General features: G+C 40.8%; 15 protein-coding genes. 5 read left to right on the top strand and 10 right to left on the bottom strand.

The annotated features are described in order from the left end of the window. Window positions 1-59: 59 nt before the first annotated feature. Together QA601_14065 and QA601_14060 are read right to left on the bottom strand one after the other, a co-directional pair. Window positions 60-632, bottom strand: coding sequence for a LemA family protein (locus QA601_14065; protein ID MDG5816215.1), 573 nt, complete (start codon window positions 630-632; stop codon window positions 60-62). A gap of 63 nt (window positions 633-695) precedes the next feature. Beyond that, window positions 696-2,579 (bottom strand): hypothetical protein, encoded by a 1,884-nt coding sequence (locus QA601_14060; GenBank protein ID MDG5816214.1) that lies wholly within the window; start codon window positions 2,577-2,579, stop codon window positions 696-698. Between the two features lie 270 nt (window positions 2,580-2,849). Between QA601_14060 and accC the strand changes: the two genes are divergently transcribed. Beyond that, window positions 2,850-4,199 carry an acetyl-CoA carboxylase biotin carboxylase subunit gene (gene accC / locus QA601_14055; GenBank protein MDG5816213.1) on the top strand — a complete coding sequence of 450 codons (1,350 nt, stop codon included), beginning with the start codon at window positions 2,850-2,852 and terminating at the stop codon, window positions 4,197-4,199. 73 nt (window positions 4,200-4,272) lie between these two features. Next, entirely contained in the window at window positions 4,273-5,220 is a 948-nt protein-coding gene (locus QA601_14050; protein MDG5816212.1) for a Sua5/YciO/YrdC/YwlC family protein, read from the top strand. Window positions 5,221-5,549: 329 nt separating this feature from the next. Here QA601_14050 and QA601_14045 read toward each other — a convergent pair whose 3' ends face one another. Genes QA601_14045 through QA601_14010 form a run of 8 tightly spaced genes read right to left on the bottom strand, consistent with a single transcriptional unit; the run spans window position 5,550 to window position 13,999 of the window. Then, window positions 5,550-6,074 carry a prepilin-type N-terminal cleavage/methylation domain-containing protein gene (locus QA601_14045; GenBank protein MDG5816211.1) on the bottom strand — a complete coding sequence of 175 codons (525 nt, stop codon included), beginning with the start codon at window positions 6,072-6,074 and terminating at the stop codon, window positions 5,550-5,552. Beyond that, window positions 6,064-6,453: a type II secretion system protein gene (locus tag QA601_14040; protein MDG5816210.1), complete on the bottom strand. Its 390-nt coding sequence runs from the start codon at window positions 6,451-6,453 to the stop codon at window positions 6,064-6,066. Before QA601_14040 ends, QA601_14045 begins: the two co-directional genes overlap by 11 nt. Before the next feature lie 5 nt (window positions 6,454-6,458). Next, the gene (locus QA601_14035) at window positions 6,459-7,829 is read right to left on the bottom strand and encodes a hypothetical protein (GenBank protein ID MDG5816209.1); all 1,371 of its coding nucleotides are present in this window, start codon (window positions 7,827-7,829) and stop codon (window positions 6,459-6,461) included. Further along, window positions 7,826-8,323: a hypothetical protein gene (locus QA601_14030; GenBank protein MDG5816208.1), complete on the bottom strand. Its 498-nt coding sequence runs from the start codon at window positions 8,321-8,323 to the stop codon at window positions 7,826-7,828. The genes QA601_14035 and QA601_14030 overlap by 4 nt, the downstream gene beginning before the upstream one ends. After that, complete coding sequence (pilO, locus tag QA601_14025; GenBank protein MDG5816207.1) at window positions 8,323-8,895, bottom strand: type 4a pilus biogenesis protein PilO; 573 nt, start codon at window positions 8,893-8,895, stop codon at window positions 8,323-8,325. Before pilO ends, QA601_14030 begins: the two co-directional genes overlap by 1 nt. Then, on the bottom strand, window positions 8,850-10,106 hold the full coding sequence (locus tag QA601_14020; GenBank protein ID MDG5816206.1) for a PilN domain-containing protein: 1,257 nt from the start codon (window positions 10,104-10,106) through the stop codon (window positions 8,850-8,852). Before QA601_14020 ends, pilO begins: the two co-directional genes overlap by 46 nt. Further along, window positions 10,106-12,244 carry a secretin and TonB N-terminal domain-containing protein gene (locus QA601_14015; protein ID MDG5816205.1) on the bottom strand — a complete coding sequence of 713 codons (2,139 nt, stop codon included), beginning with the start codon at window positions 12,242-12,244 and terminating at the stop codon, window positions 10,106-10,108. Before QA601_14015 ends, QA601_14020 begins: the two co-directional genes overlap by 1 nt. Before the next feature lie 30 nt (window positions 12,245-12,274). After that, window positions 12,275-13,999, bottom strand: a complete 1,725-nt coding sequence (locus QA601_14010) for a GspE/PulE family protein (GenBank protein ID MDG5816204.1) — start codon at window positions 13,997-13,999, stop codon at window positions 12,275-12,277. A 792-nt stretch (window positions 14,000-14,791) separates the two neighbouring features. On the opposite strand from QA601_14010, the gene QA601_14005 reads away from it, so the two are divergent. The 3 genes from QA601_14005 (at window position 14,792) to QA601_13995 (ending at window position 20,790) form a co-directional block, all read left to right on the top strand. Then, complete coding sequence (locus QA601_14005) at window positions 14,792-15,610, top strand: immunoglobulin domain-containing protein (GenBank protein ID MDG5816203.1); 819 nt, start codon at window positions 14,792-14,794, stop codon at window positions 15,608-15,610. 77 nt (window positions 15,611-15,687) lie between these two features. Continuing rightward, window positions 15,688-18,942: a hypothetical protein gene (locus QA601_14000; protein ID MDG5816202.1), complete on the top strand. Its 3,255-nt coding sequence runs from the start codon at window positions 15,688-15,690 to the stop codon at window positions 18,940-18,942. A 27-nt stretch (window positions 18,943-18,969) separates the two neighbouring features. Beyond that, the gene (locus tag QA601_13995; GenBank protein MDG5816201.1) at window positions 18,970-20,790 is read left to right on the top strand and encodes a hypothetical protein; all 1,821 of its coding nucleotides are present in this window, start codon (window positions 18,970-18,972) and stop codon (window positions 20,788-20,790) included. Window positions 20,791-20,794: the final 4 nt, after the last annotated feature.

The following is a 20,794-nucleotide window of genomic DNA, read 5'->3' as shown; positions in this document are numbered from 1 at the left end:
ATGATCATTTCTACTTATAAATACATTTGTGACATGGGTATGTCAAATCTGGGCATAAATCAGGGAGATCTGAAGGAAAATTCAACTTTGACATCTTTTCGATGCTCAGGGTTAATTTTCCAAAGCTGTGCGCGTCTGTAGCCGATCTGGTTGGCTATAAATATGTCGGGGAACTGTTGAATACGAATGTTATAGGTGTTTACCGTTTCATTATAAAATTCCCGGCGATCAGCAATCATCTCTTCAAGTTCGGTGATACGGGCCTGAAGCTGCCGGAAATTGATATCACTTTTAAGGTCCGGGTAGTTTTCCGTGAGAGCAAACAAAGAGCGAAGTGCAGATGTCAGCATGTTGCTTGCTTCAGTCTGCTGTTGAGGTGAGCTGGCACTTTGAAGCATTGAGCGGGCTTTGGTAACATTTTCAAGAGTTGAGCGTTCATGAATCATGTAGCCTTCGCACACCTTTATAAGCTTGGGAAGCTCATCATACCTTTGTTTAAGCAAAACATCGATATTGCTCCAGGTTTTTGATATATTGTTTTTTAGTGCCACCAGTCCGTTATAAATAGTGATTATATAAACGACACCAATAATTAAAAGCGCAAGAATTAAAACCAGTGCAACCCATGCCATAGTAGTAAACCTTTCATGTAGAAGGAGAATCAATGATAATAAATTAACATTAATCCCTCAATTTTACAACAATTGAATTAGAGAATGTGTACCGATCGCAAGCAATACCAACCCTGAGAGAAGGTACATAACAGATTGAATGCCAAGGTTTTTGATAAGATCCTTTTCTGATGAAGCAATTATAAGGGGCTTTCTTCCGTAGGGGGGTTTATCGATTATTACTTCCCGCTCAGGAGTTATCGATTTTTTCTTCTTTCTGATTTCCTGATCAATTATAGAAGCAGCCTCCAGGAGTTCATTTCTGTTTAGTTTGTTATCGGCACTGGTATCGAACCTGGCAATGGCTGATTTGCTGTAGTTTAGGGATTCCAATTTATGGCGAACCTGCTCTTCAATGGTCTTTTTTTGCCAGCTTCGTTTTGAAAACCCCAAGACATATAATTTTTTACCTTCCGGTATTACATCAAGTATAACGCGGGTATTTGAGTCCAGTTTTGAATACCGCATGGAAGCGCCAAAGTGTCCACCGGTTAACACTTCCCTGTACTTTTTAAAACTGGTGATGTGAGCATTTTTGGGATTGACACATATTCTTCCGGTATCATCAATGATGTAGAATGGAAGTTTTCCTGAAGAATATTCTCTTTTAAGTCTCCAATCACGTCTGTTTTCATGATCGTGACGTTTGTAGATCCTGCACCGGTAATAAACACAGGGGGTGAGGGTAAATGGAGCAAGCAGCTCATATTTTCCGGAAGCCACCCCGGTTAACTCGATCATTCCCATTGCTGCTGAGCGTATCCTTGATGTTGGTGTGTTTTGTACTGTCCTGCGCCACTTAAATAGATACAACCCTTTAACCAGTAAAAATAGTGCAGGAAAAAAGGACAGAATACCAAAAATATAAACTAAATAGGTATCTTTGTACTGGTGTATAGCACTAAACATTGATGCCCAGGCGGTGGGAAAGGCCAGAACAAAAATCGAACTGATTGTTGCTTTGCTAAAGGTATGCCCCTCGACCGCTGGAGGGGGAGATGCTCTTTTCATGATTCGTTTCAGTCGGTCTTCCTGACTGATTCGCCTCTTTTCACTGCTGGTTGGTGCTGGAGTGTTCAAAGGAGTGTTCAAAGGAGTGTTCAAAGGAGTGTGGACCTTTTCTCTCACGACTGCTTTGACGTCCTGGTTCGAAAAAAGTCCTCCAAAGTAGGCTGTACTTAGGATTTGCCCGTAGAGTGTGAGGTCATCAAAAACTTTTTCCCGCGGTTTATCTTTTATATATCGTGTGGTAAGATCTGATAAACCGAAGTAATCATCATATTTATACTGTTTGCAAATAGAGCAGAGGTTTTTTATCAGTATAGATAAATTGATACTTTTTGAGTGGCTCATTCGATCTTTCATACTTAAAAAGGAGAAGGTTTTGGGATCCACTCGTACCGCAATGTCGGGTTGCTCCGGAAGGTAAATGTCAACTACGGGATCGTGCATACATACTCCCTTGAGGGCAGCAGGAAGGTCCCCGTAACATGATGTACCAAACCTGGTTTTAAGCATGCGTCTTGCCTGATCATTACCGGAGATATCGGTGATTATAAAAAAAAGTTCTGCATTACTGTCAACACAAAGCAGTGGTTCGTTATTTGCACCACAGAGCGTTGTGATTGAATCGTGAAATGAAACGGTACGTGCGTTTTTCACCTGTGGGGCATTTTTTAAACCATTAAACGGTACACATTTTACTCGGTTACGTTTAAAAATAGCCTCTATATCATTAATGCTGCCGTTTTGGGGTACAGGGAATTTGTTAAGTCCGTGTCCTACCACAATTTGGCGTATTTCAAAAGGGGGCAGATTGCAGGAGTCAGCGAGATCTTTTATAAAAAAATCAACCGATGTATCCTGTGGTGATAAGGTCTTAAACAGAAGTGACTCTTTTTGAATCATACTCTTTAATTTCCTATCCTATGCCATTGGGTAATAGCTATTTATTTTAAGTTTTTTAGTACCAGCTGTTTCAATATAAATAGAAGAACAAAGATGGTGGTAAAAAAAATGACAATTTAACCGGGGAGCACAATGGGTTTAATTGGTGGCAAGATTTGACAAAAATTTAACCAACACGTTATATTACTGTAGAGAACAACAGCTTATAGAGTAAAACAGGTACATCATCCCCTTTGAACTGCAGAGGTTTCAAGGAGAAAGAGAAGCTGCATGTTAAAGCGAGTTCTGGTTGCAAATCGTGGAGAGATTGCTCTGAGGGTTATTCGTAGCTTAAAGGAGATAGGGGTAGAATCGGTAGCTGTGTATGCTCAAGCGGACAAAGAGTCACTTCATGTGAAATATGCTGACAAAGCTCTCTGCATTGGCAAAGGTAACCTAAGGGAGACCTATCTTAATAAGGGAGAGATAATTACAGCGGCAAAGGTTGCTAAAGCAGATGCTATACACCCAGGTTACGGATTTCTTTCTGAAAACGCTGAATTTGCCAAATTGGTAAATGCCTATGGTATCGTGTTTATCGGCCCTTCACCTGAGACCATTAGTCGAATGGGTGATAAAATAGCTGCTGTAAAAACAGCGCTTGAAGCCGATGTGCCGGTGATACCCGGTAGTCATGGAGCGGTGGAGAGTGATCAGGAGGTGATGCGAATCGCTTCTGAGATTGGGTATCCGCTTATAATTAAAGCCGCTGCAGGTGGTGGTGGCAAAGGGATGCGCATCGTTCGGGAGGAGGCCGAACTTGCAGAGAACCTTCATCTTGCACGCAATGAAGCTCAGAATTTCTTTGGTAATGACAGTGTATATGTGGAGCGTTTTATCGAGGTGGGACGTCACGTTGAAGTACAAATTCTTGCCGATGGATATGGAAATGCGGTAAGTGTGGGGGAGAGAGAGTGTTCGATTCAAAGACGTCACCAGAAACTAATTGAAGAGAGTCCTGCACCGTTTCTACCACAGCAGGTGCGCCAGAAGATGTTTGATTCTGCAGTACGACTGGCAAAGCAAACAGACTACATTGGCGCCGGCACGGTAGAATATATAGTTGATGAACAAAATCGGTTCTATTTTATCGAAATGAACACCCGCATTCAGGTTGAGCATCCGGTAACAGAGCTTTGTAGTGACATCGATTTGGTGAGACATCAGATATTGGTCGCCGGTGGTGCAAAACTGCCCTTCACTCAGCAAGAGGTCCTGCATGAGGGGCATTCAATAGAGTGCAGAATAAACGCTGAAGATCCCGATAAGGGCTTTATTCCATCACCGGGAACAATTACTCATCTTATACTACCCGGGGGCCCGGGGGTTAGAATCGACTCCCACATCTACCCCGGCTACACGATACCTCACCTTTATGACTCGCTTGTTGCAAAGATTATAGTACACGCTGAGAATCGTGATGTTGCTATAGCCAGAATGAAACGGGCACTGCATGAATTTAAGGTGGAAGGGATCGAAACAACAATACCACTGCATCTAAAAATTCTGGATAATGAGAGATTTAAGCAGGGTAAATATAATACCGATTTTATATCCCGGGAGAAAATACTGGCACAGTAAAGCCGTAATATTTAGATAAAAAAAGCCATTTCTTCGCAAGAAAAATGTGATACCCCATTGAAAGGAAAAACGGATGGAAAGAAGGACTAAAACTATGGACGACTCCTTGTTACGGCTTGAAACCGCTTCCGGTACCTTTTTAGCAGCTTCTGTTTTCAGCAGCAAAGCTTTGGCAAAAATGTTGATAAAAACGGGGGCAAATCACATTGAGCAGCCGATGGTGTGTGTAAGTAACAGAATCGATCTGCTTGATATCGTTGCAGAGTTCCCTGAAACTGCTTATTTGCTTTCTACCCGGTTTTGGCCTGGTAGTCTTAATCTGATTTTCAGCTCCGGAGAAAATGTGCCCGGGATTCTAAATAACCGCAGTTCAACTGTAATGGTTACTATGCCGCAAAATGATGAGTTCAGGCAATTTATTGACCTGCACGGTCCTTTGGCTGTGGTAAAAGACTCATGTGAAGAATCTGAGTTTTTGGGCAGTGAGGATGGGGAGGTGTTTAAAACTGATAGTGGGATTATTAACGATGACGCGACTGTTATTTCGTTTTTGGATTCTCATTCACCTCTGATTGTTTCACCTGGATCTATTCCGGTGGAGAAGATTAAAGAGGTTACCGGAACAATTGAATGGTTTACCGGAGGATCAGTGCAGAATTATTTCGATAAGCAATCGCCTTCACTTGTACTCTCAACACCACTATTTGTTGCGGAAAAGGATTCACTTTCTGTTTACGATCAGAGTAGCTGTAACAGAGTTGCTCTTGTGACTTTTGGGGAAAGTGTCAATTTTTCGTCAGAATATGAGTTCGTCAGAAATCTATCGCTTGCAGGGGATTTAGGTGAAGCCGCCGCAAATCTCTACCCTACGCTTCAGGACCTTGATTGCAGGGGTTATGATGCAATATTTCTTGAACTCCTGCCCTCTCAACATCCGCTTGGTTCACTGTTAAACAGGCGTTTGAGGGAGATCGGGCTCGATATTAGTAAATTTGGGCTATTGATGAATGAGGCGTATTAACCGTCGTCGCGCGTAATAGTAAAACCATAACGGGAGATTCTGAATCCACAACGCTGAACTAAGGTATTGATCCAGTTATACTGCTCACTTTGTGCTTACGACGTTTCACCTTTAGCTTATTTTATGCCTTCTCTCTTAGTTTCTCTATTATCTCGATGCCCAGAGAGGTAATCTTCTCAATCTGCTCATCACTCATTCCCAAATTCGATCATTTTTGGGGCGGCGGCTTTAATCTTTCCCTCACGTTGGTGTTGAAAATTATCGGCAACTTTTTTCAAAGAGGAGAATGAGGGTTGATGGACGCTCATTCTGGAAGCGATTAGAACCGCTTACCACCAAAACTTATTATCATCATCTCCAACAGTTTTGCTGCCTACGATACTCCTCACAGTATCCCTGTTATCTCTTCTGTCACTGCTTGTCAGCAAAATCTCCAGTAAAATGTGCTCTGATCCAATTTGCGTATTATGGCCTCTGATCTCAAAAGAAGTAATTTCCCCACCGTAAGCACGGTTTGTTACTGTTTTGCCATTTCTTGAAAGTTGCTCTCCATCAAATCTGTATTCTACTGTGTCGCCATGAGTTGGAGAAATGAATCGTATCGAATTCAATGAATAATCAAGTACAGAAGGAGTTCGTCGTATGTTAGTGGTTATCTCTTCGGCAATACGGATCGTTTCATCCCGCAATGAATACACATGGTCTCTTTGCGCTATTTGAAAGTTAAAAGTATTCCATGTGTAGAAAAGTATTGAGAGCAGCACTGCAGATATAGCCATAGCAACAGTAAGTTCAATTATACTTACCCCACAACGTTTAAATGGCTTCATCTCTTTAATTGTATTAAAAGTCATACCCCTGAATCATCCTGAAAGAATAGGATGGAAAATCTGATGGCTCCGGAGTAATATCAATATGTATTTCAATCGGCTCTGAATTATCCGTAAGGTGATGAGACAGAACGGTTCTGTTAACAGAATAACTCACCCCTCTGATTGTCTGTTGATAGACAGAATCCTGAATAATAAAACCCGTTGTTGCTGAATTTTTTATCCTTTCAGCCTCATTAAGAGCAAGGTGTGAAGCGCTACGGGCGACATTCGCTCTGCCACGGATCTTATCACCTGAATAGAGACCCTGAAGCAAAGATGTAGAGATTATTCCAAGTATAAAGACAGAAACCATCAATTCTACAATCGTGAACCCGTTTCGATCCGGTGGATTTGTTTTCATGTATACTACATCTCCTGCCAGCTTACAATTTTCGGTTGCCCCATAAAATAGGGCATTTTGTATTCTTTGATATTCTCAAGAGGTGCTATTGTACCGGAGAACAGATTCTCGCTATCTTCGTCATCCGGATTTAGGCTTATTTCCTGATAAATACAATCAGACAACCCTTTTGCCCGTAAAATACCTGCTAATTCTCCACCATGACATACTAAGTTATTCCCCCATAATATGCCGCTAATTTGTGTTGATGGGTCGGTTTTAATTGACCATGCATTGCCAATTGCTATAGCTGTTCCATCAAAGCGTGATGCCTCGGAGATTAGGATAGAGTAGTTCTGGGATGTACTGCCGGAATCATTACTGCTGCTTCTTTTGCCAAGACTCATAAAGGAACTTCTGTTCTTTGCTTCTGCTCTTCCATACAGGTTTATGGTCCCCATTGATATCGCGTTTCCTTCAAAAGTGGCATTATCACCTATAAATATACGATGATCGGAAAAAAGGGATACATTAACCAATTTGGAGTTATCTAATATTCTGATCTCTCCGGCAACCGCGAAGTCGAGATTTTGTACATTAAAAGATCCGCTTATCTGCAAATCTCCTAAAACAGTAATATTTCTTTTTTCATTCCAGGTAATATCAAAATAGGGAGCGTCAAGTAATAGATGTGTTCTTACAATATCAGGTATAGAGTGTACTGCATTCTTGGATCGAATAGTTAAAGGTGTCTCAAAAATGGATGTATCTGCATTAGCCAACCTGCTACTGTATTCCGATATAAACCGGTCTATTGCTTCCTGTTTGTTACTTTGATCGTCTGATTCCCGTATAACCGTGCCTCTGTAACTTCCTCTTACAGGATTATTATTTTCAAGTATAAGAACCGTATCCGGTAGCGCGGGAGGTCCGCTGCCAAGTTTTGCCTCTACCAATCGTGTTATATCAAGAACGGTTGCTTCAGAACTAATCAGACAATATATTCCCTGAGCTGTCAGTGCGACATCAGCACTGTTGCTGCTGTCATTATCATAGAGGGTGATTGTTTGTACTTCTCCATCCAGACGAAGTTTACCGTCGTTTAGGGTAATATCGTTTCTGTCATCAAACATACCCATGGAAAAGGAGGGGTTTGTCGTTGAAATGGTGGGCAGTGTATCTTCGGTACTTAAGTCATTGGTGAACAGATGAATCGCTTTATACACACCAGATCTGGCATTGAGTAGGGCCTGTAAATCAGAAGGTGAACGGAAAGAAACTTTTGTTGATCGTGTCTGGTAGGCAAGAAAAATTGATAAAGTTATAAACGCGACTGCTGAGAAGAATAGGATAAATGGCATCGTGTTGCCACTTCTGCTTCCTACCTGTATGTTCACGGAGTTTCCTCTACATTGATCTGGTAAGAACCCTGATTATCTCTGAGTGTAACACCATTTCTACTGATTGCGATAATGGTTGCTTCGTGTATCTTGTCACCTTTTTCTCTAATATAGGTCTGACCGGTATTATCCTCAAGTATTACAATATATGAAGGCTGGGTTAACACGCCTTTGACCTGTAGGGGTGTTCTTGGTTGAGGTTGAGCAACAGGCCTTCTGACAACAGCCGCAGGGCGTGTTGGTTTATTTGTGTACATTCTGAACGGAGATTGTAATTCATCAGGGAATGTTACAGGATGAGTATCGAATTGAATATTTAATGCCTGCTCTATGGAGTGAAAATCTTCTTGTTGGTCTCTTAAGGGAGAAGATGTGCTATCAGGGGATATCTGACTAAGAGATGAAGGTAGATCTAACAAAAATACTATACCGGTTGCGATGCATACGACCGAGAGTAATAGCAGAAGGGATTTGGTACTATCTGAGTGCATTACTGATTCTCCTGTGATGGGATGAAACAGGTTACAAGTAGTCTTACAAGCAGTGTATCTTGCGATTGTGCTTCTGTGCCAATTTGTTCCACCCTTAGCAGTTGAGGCACTGTTTCAAGGGAAGCAACAAACTTTCCTACAGAGTTGTATCCTGTGCTCATTTCAAGCTCAACAGGTATGTGAATCTGATTACCGATAGTGTTCCCCTCACCAGGCTGAATTTTTGTCAACTGAAAACCTGCATCCTTTGCGTGGTTAATAAGCTGGTCAAGAACATCAGAAATCGTTCTGGAGGAAGCCACTCTGGGTAAGTCTTTTAACTTCAACTCAAGAAGAGCATTGGTATTTGCTATCTCCGCTTTGATTTTATCGAATCCATCCGAGGATGATATGTAGGAGTTAAGTTGATTTATCTTACTCCGTTTTTCAATCAGCGCTAAAAGCTGCGGTACCGCAAAATAGTGTATCGAAGCGCAGAAAAGGAAAAAACCCGCACTCATGATTACTATTAACTGATAATGTAGAGCTATTTTTCGAATAAATCCAGAGTGCATATGATTCGGTATCGGCATATTTCTCTCTCTTCTGCATCCCGTTCAAGAGATGAAAGGGAGATGCCATGAATAAAGGTTAATGATTGCAAATTAGCGATAAAACGTGTAACTGAAGTTTCAGAATGTGCCCAACCACCAATGGCAATTCTAATCCTATCATCAGAGCCACCAATTGGTTCTGAGCCCAGGCGTTCAATAAACAGATCATCTGGTCTGCTCTCCCCAAGAGCCTGCAGTAACCTGCTCCAATTGGTACGTCTGGAGTAGGTTTGTTTAAAAGAGAGTATCTCCTGTGATAGCTTTTCGCTCTTCTCTGTTAAATCACGGATGTCCTGATCTTCTTTCAGTATAGAGTTGTACAGGCGTTGTTTTTCAGATAACTGATGAGAAGAATAAATTGTAAGAACACGCGGTGTGACAGAAAAGAGTAGTGCAAGTATAAGAAGGCAGACTGCTATTTTTTGTGCCAAAGGGCGAAACGTACTGTACTGATCTTCTTTGGCGATACCAAAGGTAGGCGCTTCACCTGTTCTTGAAAATGCAACACCTGCTGCTTTTAAAGCATCACTGCTTTCAATTAGCTCCTTTGGGATATCCGCTGATAGTGTATTTTTTGAGTTTAAATGAAAATCATTTAAATTCGATCCAATGGTTACACACGTATTTGGAAAATCATTGCGATTAAGTTTATGGCTCCAGTATCGCTCTATGCGAGCAAAATTACCAAAAACTTCCTCTGTCGTATGGCATGAAAGGTTAAAAACACCTTCAAGCTTATTGTTTATTACGATCCCGGCCTTAAGGATACCTTTATTAAAATGAAGCGAAATAAATGATTCCTTACACGCTTTGCAAAAGGTCTGAGGTATACTTATAAGGTAAAAATCATCGGTTACTAGGTCGATAATAGTTCCGGAAAGCGCTTTGATAAAAGCTTGGTTATGTACAGGAGATGTGGCAGCTTTAACTGCCGAATCGTATGGTGTAAAAATAAGGTCCTGAGCGGCACCGGTCGTATTGTTCAACCAATGTGTTGTAACACCCAGCATGGCACCATTGGATAAGAATAATTGTGGTTTTACACGGTTTGCGGACTGCCACTCTTTTATGGATTTAACTTTCCACTGTGATGAAGATGTACGTATAAGAGTAACCGAGATAAAATTCAGGCTTTCAGTAGGTACAACACCGGTAATTTTCTTACACTTTTTTTGGGGGCCTGAATGCATTATTCTGTATCCTGTTTGGCCGATTCCTCTACCTGAATAATTAAAGAATCAGCATTTTCAGGTTTGTCGAGCTTTGTTTGAATAAGTGGAGTTGGAAAGTCTTCCGGCTCCTGAGTTGGTAGACTGTCAGGTAATTTATCCTGTGTTGTATCATGCTCCTGACTTTGTAAATCTTCCTCGACCGATTCTTCTCTGCTAAAGAAGGATCTCATTTTATCCATCCCGTGATGAACCTGGCGCTCAAGAAAATTTTTCTGCTCAAGGCTCATATTTTCAAGTTCCTGGTCAAGATCAACCATTTGGTCTCTTGAAACAATCCTTGGTGTGATATACACCACCAGATTAGATTTTTGTCTGGTACGTCCTCTGTTTCTGAATAATGCACCAATAATTGGTAGCCTTCCCAGTATGGGCACTCTGTGTTGCCACTCTGTTTCCTGGTTTTTGATGAGTCCGCCAAGCACCAGCGTTTCACCATCATTTAATCGTACGGTAGTAGTCATAGAGCGGCTTGAGACATTGGGATAACCCTCTCTGTTTACGTTCTCGGAGTTAGAGACAACAGGGGTGATCTCTGCTGTAATCTGGCCACTTTGGCTTATCCAGGGGGTAATGTCCAGTTGTATACCAAACTGAATGGGTTGAAACCGAACAGTCTGGTTCTCTGCTGTGCCGGATACCATTCTAAAATACTGGGTTTCGCTTACGTCTATTGAGGCTCGGTGCCCGTTTAAAGTAAGTATGGATGGCTGGGCAAGAACCTGCGCTTTGTCCTGATGCTCAAGAACTCTAAGGGCGGCAAAAAAGTTGGAATCTATCAGGTCTGTAATTTTTTTACTGACATTAATACCTGAAAGTATTTCATGCATTAATTTACCACTAATACCAAGCTCTGTGCCTTCTGTTTGATCCGAAAGGCGCGTATTGGGTGCCGGGAGCGTCAGGTAAGAATCATCTCTCATATCCTTTTCGGTGCTGTAGCGTATACCCACTTCACTGTTAAGATTGTCTTTATACTCAACAATTACCGCGTCTATTCTGACCTGCGGGGTAGGTATATCGATAGCATTAATGAATTCTCTTGTGGTGACTATGTCCTCTGAAGTACCTGATACCAGTATTGCGTTCTGCTCTTTTATTACCCTGATATTGGTAGCAGGTATATCTTTAGGGAGAATTGAAGGAATGTTTTCCGCTTTAATGTGGTTAAGGTGTATCAGTTCAGACATAGAGAGTGCCTGGCCTGAAGGGGTTGCGGTATTTCTGTCACCTATAAGTATCACTCCTTCTCTCTGTACAAAGGTAAAACGGGTGCCACCAAGTAACAGAGCCAGAGCTTCTATTAACGGTGCATCATTTATCTTCGCATTTACCTCACTTTTTATATTCCCGTAGGTCACTATTTGTACATCGCCCTGCTCTGATATGGCACTGATCACATCTTCAAGATCCCCACTTTGCACATCCAGGCTTAAACGACCATCTCTGTAATCTACAAAAAAACCGCCAGTTGAGCCTCGTCGGTTTATACCTGTAGGGCGGGTCTGAACCGAAGAAGCTGGGTCAATAGTGGATATCTGATAGATGTTTCTGCGCCTTGTTGCCTGAAAACCATTTCCTTCAAGTATCGCCCGTATTCCATCATGGAGATCGACCTGATACAGTTTGCCGGTTACACGGCCATCAACTTCAGAATCTCTTACCACACTGATATTTGCCTTTGAACTTAAAATCTCCAGAAAGTCATTTACATCCATATTGTTTATGTCAAGACTCAGTTTTCCATCACTGTAGCTGATCTCCGATCGGGGCTGAATTGAGGCTTTTTGTATCCGGTAGACATTGCCCTCTCTAACAATCTCAAAGCCATTGGTCTGGGCAATGCGGTTAAGTCCCTCCATAACAGGAACATCATTAAGGTGAAGCGTTACAGTGCCCCTGACATCCTGATCCATAAGGATGCTAAGGTTATAACTTCTGGATATCATACGTATGACGTCGCGAATGTCGGTGTCTTTCACATCGAGGGATAAACGCTGCTCAACGGTATCTGCAGTACTGCTCTCTTCTGGCTGCAACTGAGAAAATGAGTTGATCCTCAGAGCTGCTATCAAGGTTAAACAAAGTATTAATTTCATGAAAACGGGGCCTTTTACTTGTAGAATGATCTATTCATCCTTGTTTTGGAAATGAAGGGCATCTTCGACCTGAACAACTCGCAACAGTTCTTCTGGTGTGGTGATACCCTGTTCTATTTTTTCTATGCCATCTTCAATAAGAGAAACAAAACTGTTCCCTTTAAGGTGTTTTCGAAGTGCGCTTTCGGAAATATTATCTGCAATCATTGATCGTACTTCTTCATTTACTATAAGAAGTTCAAATACTCCTGTTCGGCCTCTAAAGCCCGTAAAACCACAACGTTCACATCCCTGGGCAGCAAAGGTACGGGGCAGTGGATGAGAGCCAAGAAGTGATCGCCAGCGAAGCTTTGTTTCAGGAGACATCTTCTGTTCTGTTTTGCAATCGGGACAAAGAACCCGTACCAGTCTTTGTGCAAGGATTGCAAGCAGGGATGATGAGATCAAAAACCCCGGGATACCAAGATCCTTAAGCCGTGTTACAGCAGAGAGTGCATCATTGGTGTGCAGTGTTGAGAACACAAGGTGCCCGGTCTGGGATGCCTGCACTGCAATCTGTGCCGTTTCCGAATCACGAATCTCTCCCACCAGTATTACATCAGGGTCCTGACGAAGTATAGAGCGAAGTGCAGCCGCGAAGGTAACACCTGCCTTTTCGTTTATTTGAACCTGATTGATCCCCTCAAGCTTGTACTCTATTGGGTTTTCCACTGTTGTTATGTTTATCTCTTTGCCACGTATACGGTTGAGACAGGAAAAAAGAGTTGAACTCTTGCCGCTTCCAGTTGGACCGGTTACAAAAATCATCCCCTGAGGCTTCTCGATCAGATTATTAATTTTTTCCATTTGAGAAGGACTTATACCTGTGTTTTCCAAATTCAAAAGAGCTTTATCGTGTTTAAGAATACGGATTACAGTTTTCTCCCCATAATGGGTGGGAAGAGTGGAGACGCGAAAGTCAAATGCCTGCTCTTCAGAGGAATAGCGAATTCGTCCATCCTGAGGTATCCGCTTTTCTGCAATATCAATATCGGCCAGGATTTTTATCCTCGAAGTCAGTGGGGTATACATGTAACGGGTAACTTCGGTGTGCTGTTTAAGCATCCCATCAATCCGGAAACGAACCTGAGCATTGTGTTCGTAGGGTTCGATATGAATATCTGAAGCCCTGCACTTTATCGCTTCATCGAAAATAAGTGATACAAGTCTTACCACCGGCTCTGATTCGGTTCTCTGACGAATCTCTTCTACACTTAAACCATCTTCCCGGGGAAGGGATTTCTTCTCATACTCCCGTAAAATCTTCCCTGCTGATTGTTTGAAAAAACTATCGCCTTCAAAGAGTCTGCTTTGGGCGGCTTTGAGCTGCGAAGGGGGGGTAAGTACAGAGAGCACCGATTGGCTGCTGGCAGCAGAAGCCTCCATTATTATGTCAAAATCAAGGGGGTCGCACACTGCTATTCGAAGAAACTCACCGCCTCCGGTAAGAGGGAGACAATTACCGTTTTTGAACAGTTCTATGGGAAGTTCCTTTATAAGCTCTACATTTAATTCCTGATCCAGAGAGGAGAGAAATTCCATGTTAAACTGTTTTGCAAGAGCTTTATAAAGTGTTGTTTCATCTACATGGCCCTGCTCTGTTAACACTTCTCCGATACGTTTTTGCCCATTTTTTGAAATCTGCTCTGCATAATCAAGGACTGCATGCTCAAGAGATGTGTATAACTGTAGTATTGAGCCAATTGTTTTATTCATCGGAAAAAATGCTTCAAAAATGTTTAAAAAGGACTCTATTCGGGCGTTTTTTGCTGTTTATGCTCATATTTCTGCGCTTGTACCCTGCTTTAAGGAAAGAGATCAGGGAGCGGGAAACAAGGGTCTAAACAGAATCTGATCAAATAAAATAAATGATTTGAGATTAAAAGCAAGAATTTACTAAGCGATGGGAGAAAAAGAAAGGGTGAGAGGTGAATTGGTATGTTTTTTCAGGGTTTTGGGTAATGATTCTAAGGACGGTACGATTTCAAGTGTATCGTCCATAAGAGAGGGATAAAATGGTGCTTGATGTTTACTTTTTTATCTTTGAATTAGATGAAAAGTGATCCCATGCATGTAATTTTGTAACTTTTACAACAGCTTCTTTAGTTATTATTCGATCATGTGAAATAATCTAAGTATTTTTTCAAAACTATGGTTTTTTTTTATAAAATTTACACCAACAAATGAAGATTTTTGATAATAATTACAAATAGATAATAAATAAGTTGCCTAAGCTCTTTACACGCATGTATCTTATGACACGATATTTGGAATAAGATGTATCATCTGTTGTTATGGACTGTATACATTATATACAGTGCCATTTTAAGGTTTTGAAGAGAAATACGTTTATTCAGGTCTGCTTTAGTATACCTTCTTTAATAGTTTCAAATTGACCTCTGTTTACATTGTTGATCTCTCCTATAATCCCTTGCAGCATAAAAAAGTGTGATTGGATAATCATAGTGCATTTTTGGTAATACCTGCACCCTAAAATATGGAGTAAACATGAGAGAGCGATTAGATCTGCTATTTGGTATCATTCTAGTTATTGCTTGCACCCTCTGTAACGCAAATACCCTACCCTTTATAACCGAACATCCGAGGCAAAATTTGTTACTCACTGCCGGTGATACGGTAAAAATAGCTGTTACAGTGGGTGGAGATGGTCCGTTTTCGTATCAATGGGTATCGGATACTGGTGCGGTAATGGGTGCAACCGATTCGATTCTTGTGCTTGGTCCTGTTGGAAAAAATGACAATGGTACAACGATATACTGTGAAGTATCTAATAGCTATGGAACAATCAGCAGTCGTTCCGCAAATCTTATAGTAAAGCGACCTACCAGTCAATTAATTGTAGTTTCAGGGGAGTTAAGGAGTAAAAGTAGTAGTAGTATTTCAGGAGAAGCATTTGATATGGATTTTATTGTTAGACTTTATTCTTCTCTTACGTCTGATAGTTCGTTGTATAAAGAGAGTTTTTTACACTCTGATGGCAAGGGAATAACGGTGGATGGGAATAGGTTTTTCCTTCGCCTTGGTGAGGGCGAAACCGATAATGATCTTAGAGAAGTTATTCAAAGCAATACCAGTCTTTACGTTTCTTTTTCAGTGTCCAGACCCGGTGGCAATTTTGAGACTCTATCGCCCCGTACCCCACTGACAGCCTCCCCATATGCTTTCTCTGGTACCCCTGAAGTACTTCGTGGTGGTGTTGATCCCCGCCATGCCGGATTGGAGGCACCTGTGGGAACATATTATATCGATAACTCAAACGGTAAAACTTATATAAGAACACATAATAGTTGGGCTGAGCTTGAGTGAAGCTTATGAGAAAATAAATAATTTATTTACCCCAGGACTTTTTTACTTGTACTAATTGGGGTATTAAAACAGGAGATATGGTGATAAATAACCTATTTAAGCTTAACCTTTTGATAACTTTGTTGTTAGTGTTTCCTTTAGTATTTGTTTCTGGAACAAATGCAGATATCAGAGTAACAGCAATTGGAGACAGTCCTTTAGATACCGAGAGAACTGATGTAAGTGGAGAACGGATCTATTTGTTTGGTGGGGGTTCAGGTATTAAAGGGGAAGCAGATACCTGTATTTTTGCTAATGGATTTGTGAGGGGTGATTTCGAACTAAAAATAGAAAATACAGCAATTGTAGACCATACCAGAAAAACTACCCGTGGGCTTATGGTAAGAGCAGATACCGTTGCTCAGTCTGCCATGCTGGCTCTGCTCAATGGTGAAAATGGATTATTCCTTACTTATCGAACTACTCCCTCGGGTATAGCTAGAAGAGTTCAGTTGTGTACACACAACTATAGTCATTTAAAAATCGAGAGAAAAGGAGATACGTTTTCTCTTTTTTACAAGTCTGCGGAGGATTCTGCATATATTCAATACTCAACTAATTATACCATTCCTTTTCCTCTAATTCTCTTTGCAGGAGTTACTCATGCATCTAAAAGAGAGGACGTTATTACGGAGTCGAGGTATAGTTCTCTTTCAGGATTACTCTCCGGTCAAATTGAAGACTGCCAGAGCACAATTTACGATTTTGAATCTGCGGAATCATTTGAAGAACTGGGTTTCGTCAAACACCAATACTGGGAACTTTGCAGCCTGTTTGCTTATACAACAACTCCCGGAGGTGGGGAAAAGGCCATTCTAAAAACTGAACCGACTATTATTTCTCCCTATGATAGTGTAACTGTAAGTTGGTTAATGAACATCACAGGGGAGGAAGTTTCCGGGAGCGAACTAGAGAAATATTCTCTTATTGGTAAAAATGGAGTTACAATAGGAGATAGAGTAAATATAGAGGGTAAGGGAATCGGTTCTGGTCCAAACAGCCCTATATTGGTAGGTAATGACGTGGAGCTGACAAGTTTTTTAGAATCTGGTTTGCACACCTCTATAGGTCATCGTAGCACAATAAACGGTGATGTTTATTGTGCTGATACAATCTACATAGAGCAAGGTGTTGTAGTTGATGGAGACGTTCACCTCCATTATCCTGTATCTGTTCCAGAGCCTGAGCTTGTGAGTGTACCGGTGGGAACTTTGCCGATAACAGTTTGGGGTGGTGATACTGTATCAATTCCACCCGGGACGTATGGTTCTTTTGAAGCTTTTGCGGGTGCAAGAATCAGATTCTCATCCGGAGTTTATAATTTCAGTCATTTTAGATTACATCCGGATATAAGAATTCATATAGACCTTGATGATGATGGTGAATTGTTTCAGCTTAATACACGCGATGAATTAAGGTTTGCCGATAGAACGGAAATGATTGTTAATGATTCCACTCATCGGGAAAATGTCACTTTTTATACCAGACAGACCAATGATGTTGAGATAGGTACCTATGGTAATTACTTTGGTTATGTCATTGCTCCCAGAGCAAAAGTGATCCTGTACTCCGGCGGTACGTACCATTTCGGAGGTATCTATGCAAAACATGTCAATGTACAGCCTATGGTTAACTTATACGCTAAGAGTGTAACCAGGCCCAGAAGTGATTCTTTGACTTTGGTTTTTCATGTCGATGGTGAGGATCCGGATTATTCGATACAATATGAATTTGATGAAGAAGCTGATGCTGAATTTGAATTATTGCATGGCGATTCTGTAATTGAAAAACAAAAAATCAGCATGGGATCACCCCTAAATAGGGATTTAAATTTCATGTTAGATTTACAACCCGGGAGCAACAGCTCTTTTTCTTACTCTTTAGGGTATGGTTACGGGCCTATATTTAGCAATATTCACTTTGGTACTGAAATATCAGCTTTATCCATAGAATACAGTACAGGTGCTGATGATGAAAACAGAACAATTAATTTGAAAGATTTTAGAGTTTCATGTACAAGGGAAATATGTGAACCAGCTGTAGTAATCTCACAACCACAGAATAAAGAAGTATTTGAGGGTAAAGATGTACAGTTCGAAGTAAAGCTTCAAAATCCCCAAAATTACTCTTACCAATGGTATAAAGATAGTGTTTTAATTCCCGGTGCGGTTTATGCAGATTACACCATTAGAAATGTAGATACTACTTTGGATCAATCGAGATTTTATTGTAGAGTGGAAAGTGAATGTGATACTATCTATACCATAGAAGTTGAACTTTCTGTACACAAATGTAGAGCACCTTCAATTATCTACAAGGATTCTCTTAAGGTGGTTGGTGAAGGTCAAAGTGTTCATTTCTCAGTGATTGCTTCGGGCTTGAACCGAACCTACCAATGGTTTCGAAATGGAGTATTGATTAATGGTTCTAACTCAGCTCAAATTACTGTCCCTGAAGTGCATAGTTTTAATCATAACGATCTATTTACGGTAGAAATATCAAATAGTTGCGGTGAAATTGAAAGTGAAGGCACGCGCCTTGTCGTATTGCCTCATTTGTTTTGTGAAATTACCACACATCCTGTTTCAGATACACTTTTTATAGGTGAAACAGCACTCTTCTCAATCGAAACAGATTGTGAAGACGGGGAATTTAGTTGGTTTAGAAATGGTATTGAAATACCGGGAGTAAATACACCTGCATTACTTATTGATTCGGTAACAATAGCCGATTCAGGCAGTGTATTTAAGTGCGTAGCAACCAGCGGGGCAACCACAGATACAAGTAGAGCCGCAGTTCTTCATGTAGTCCGTCCTTCGCAGACTAATCGAATGCTTGCTATTTCGGGGCAATTGCGTGAAGGAAGTGGAAGACTGGTAGGAGGCGAAGTAATGAAAAGATTCATGGTAAGGTTGTTCACTGCAAAAACCGATGGAACTGAAGTGTATAAAGAGTTGAGTTCCAGCAGAGGGGTCCTGGTAAGAGAAGGACAGTTTACAATTGTTTTAGGTAGAGGCTTATCTGAGCAGAATTTGCAAACTGTTTTATCATCGTATCGCAGTTTATTTGCTGAGGTAAGCGTGATTTCTAGTCAAAAGTATGAAATTCTTGGTCCACGAATTGAGCTTAGTACCTCACCCTATGCGTTTAAAACAGGGGGTAAGATTATTTACGGTCAAGGTAATCCAAATCAACTGTCTCAAAATGCTCCCTTAGGTACGATGTACGTTGATGAAGAAGATCATATGAGAACATGGAAAAAGGTTGAAGATGAATGGATTTTGTTGGATTGATACATTTAACACTGGCAGGAAACAAAAATGAAGCGTTTTGTTCTTCTCTCACTCTTAATTAGTGCTATAAGTTTTTATCCTGAATCATCTGTACTATATGTTGATATACAGGCTGATGGTAATGGCGATGGAACTTCATGGCACGATGCTTATCGTTGTCTGCATAAAGCTCTTGAAACCGCAACTCAGGGAACCGATATACATATAGCCCAAGGAGTGTATTACACTGATAAAAAGGGCGGTTCAAGAAATCGTTATTTTTATCTTGGAGAGGATATCCGACTTATCGGCGGGTTTAAAACCGGTGGAAAGGATCGTGATTGGGATACTTACAAAACCATTTTAAGCGGTGATATAGAGAGGGATGATCGTTTTCGGTTCGGAACATTACGTAGAAATGAAAGTAATGCTTATCGAATAATATTTTCCCACAATGCAAAGGGTTCAGTACTGGATGGTCTGATAATTTCAGGTGCTTATGGATGCTCAAACAGAGAAAGCGCCTCTGGAAGTGCTGTTGAAGTTGCGGCGTGGGATAGTGACTCTTCTGTTTACTTCACTATTAGAAATACCTCGTTTTTTAATAATCGTACGTTTGGAAACGGGGCAGCAGTAAATTTTAAAGGGAAAAATATACATATAGAAAATAGCCAATTTGTAAATAATAAGGTGCTTGGTAGCGAGTCGTTTAAAAGTGGTGGAGCACTCTATTCAGATTGCCACAAGACATTTATAATTAACAGCAGATTCGAAAACAATAGTGCGCCAAAAGGCGGAGCATGTTTTGTTAATGGTTACACACTGAATAGTAGCGGTAATCTATTTTCAGAAAACTTCTCTCAAGGAGATGGTGGAGCTGCAATTTGGTTTAGTGGTCAATATGTGAATATAAGAAATTCAAAATTTACTGGTAATCGTGCTAAAAAGGGAGTAGGTGGTGCCGTTGCTTTCTCTGGACAAAACCTTTTTGTTGATGGGAGCAAATTTTTAAAAAACACTGCAAAGGGATCGGGTGCTATTAACTTTCACGGGGATCGTTTTGTTCTTACTAACAGTATTGCAAAAGACAATAAAGTGCAGTTTAATGCTGGATGTTTTTCTGTTAATGCTGTTGAATTTGAGATAACTTCCAACCGATTTGAAAGAAACAGTGCACAGGGTGGATATGGGGGAGTGGTATACTTTGAGGGGACAAACCTATACTCTAGAAATAATGTTTACCTTGAAAACTATGCACTTGGTGGTGGAGCACTATACCTGAAAATGAGTCAATTAGCAATCTATAATGATACTCTCACAAATAACGTCGCCCAAAGGAATCGTGGAGGAGCTCTTTACTTTGAAGGTGATACGTGTACAGTAGTTGCTTCCAGATTTAGTTCTAACAGTGCAAATAACGGTTCTGGTGGGGCGTTAAGTTTTATGGGAAAAAGGCTAAAACTTGATAGCACCTCTTTTATAGAAAACAGGGCCGATACCGCTGGTTCACTGTTCTTTAATAATGATATTGGGGATGAAAATACAGTACACAAAGGATTAAGTGGTTCTGTTAACCAGTTTTATGGAAACACTGCCACTACAAAGGGTGGAGCCATCTATTGGGTTGGTCGTGGCATCCTCAATGATTCAAGATTTGTTAATAACAAAGCTCAGTATGGCGCTGCTATTTATAGTTGGTACTACAAAGAAAAAGACAGCGAATTTGTAATTGATAATAGTATTTTAAAAGCAAATGAAAAATCTGTTATTAGTAACACTGTTTTTAAAGATAACAAGTCCATCGGAGCATCCTTGCCCTATAAATGGCCAGGTCTTTTTGAATCGTGTAATATTGAAAAAAAGAAATAGTGTA

The sequence above is a fragment of the Chitinispirillales bacterium ANBcel5 genome (assembly GCA_029688955.1).
In the GTDB taxonomy this organism is placed as follows: Bacteria; Fibrobacterota; Chitinivibrionia; order Chitinivibrionales; family Chitinispirillaceae; genus Cellulosispirillum; species Cellulosispirillum alkaliphilum.
This window is presented reverse-complemented; position numbering and strand designations above follow the sequence as displayed.

Bases quoted from the DNA above. Each gene is read 5' to 3' on its own strand.
- QA601_14050 (MDG5816212.1), top strand. From the start codon at position 4,273: ATGGAAAGAAGGACTAAAACTATGGACGACTCCTTGTTACGGCTTGAA.
- QA601_14060 (MDG5816214.1), bottom strand. From the start codon at position 2,579: ATGATTCAAAAAGAGTCACTTCTGTTTAAGACCTTATCACCACAGGAT.
- QA601_14000 (MDG5816202.1), top strand. From the start codon at position 15,688: ATGGTGATAAATAACCTATTTAAGCTTAACCTTTTGATAACTTTGTTG.
- QA601_14005 (MDG5816203.1), top strand. From the start codon at position 14,792: ATGAGAGAGCGATTAGATCTGCTATTTGGTATCATTCTAGTTATTGCT.
- QA601_14020 (MDG5816206.1), bottom strand. From the start codon at position 10,106: ATGCATTCAGGCCCCCAAAAAAAGTGTAAGAAAATTACCGGTGTTGTA.
- QA601_14030 (MDG5816208.1), bottom strand. From the start codon at position 8,323: ATGCACTCAGATAGTACCAAATCCCTTCTGCTATTACTCTCGGTCGTA.
- QA601_14040 (MDG5816210.1), bottom strand. From the start codon at position 6,453: ATGAAAACAAATCCACCGGATCGAAACGGGTTCACGATTGTAGAATTG.
- pilO (MDG5816207.1), bottom strand. From the start codon at position 8,895: ATGCCGATACCGAATCATATGCACTCTGGATTTATTCGAAAAATAGCT.
- QA601_14065 (MDG5816215.1), bottom strand. From the start codon at position 632: ATGGCATGGGTTGCACTGGTTTTAATTCTTGCGCTTTTAATTATTGGT.
- QA601_14015 (MDG5816205.1), bottom strand. From the start codon at position 12,244: ATGAAATTAATACTTTGTTTAACCTTGATAGCAGCTCTGAGGATCAAC.
- QA601_14045 (MDG5816211.1), bottom strand. From the start codon at position 6,074: ATGACTTTTAATACAATTAAAGAGATGAAGCCATTTAAACGTTGTGGG.
- QA601_14010 (MDG5816204.1), bottom strand. From the start codon at position 13,999: ATGAATAAAACAATTGGCTCAATACTACAGTTATACACATCTCTTGAG.
- accC (MDG5816213.1), top strand. From the start codon at position 2,850: ATGTTAAAGCGAGTTCTGGTTGCAAATCGTGGAGAGATTGCTCTGAGG.
- QA601_13995 (MDG5816201.1), top strand. From the start codon at position 18,970: ATGAAGCGTTTTGTTCTTCTCTCACTCTTAATTAGTGCTATAAGTTTT.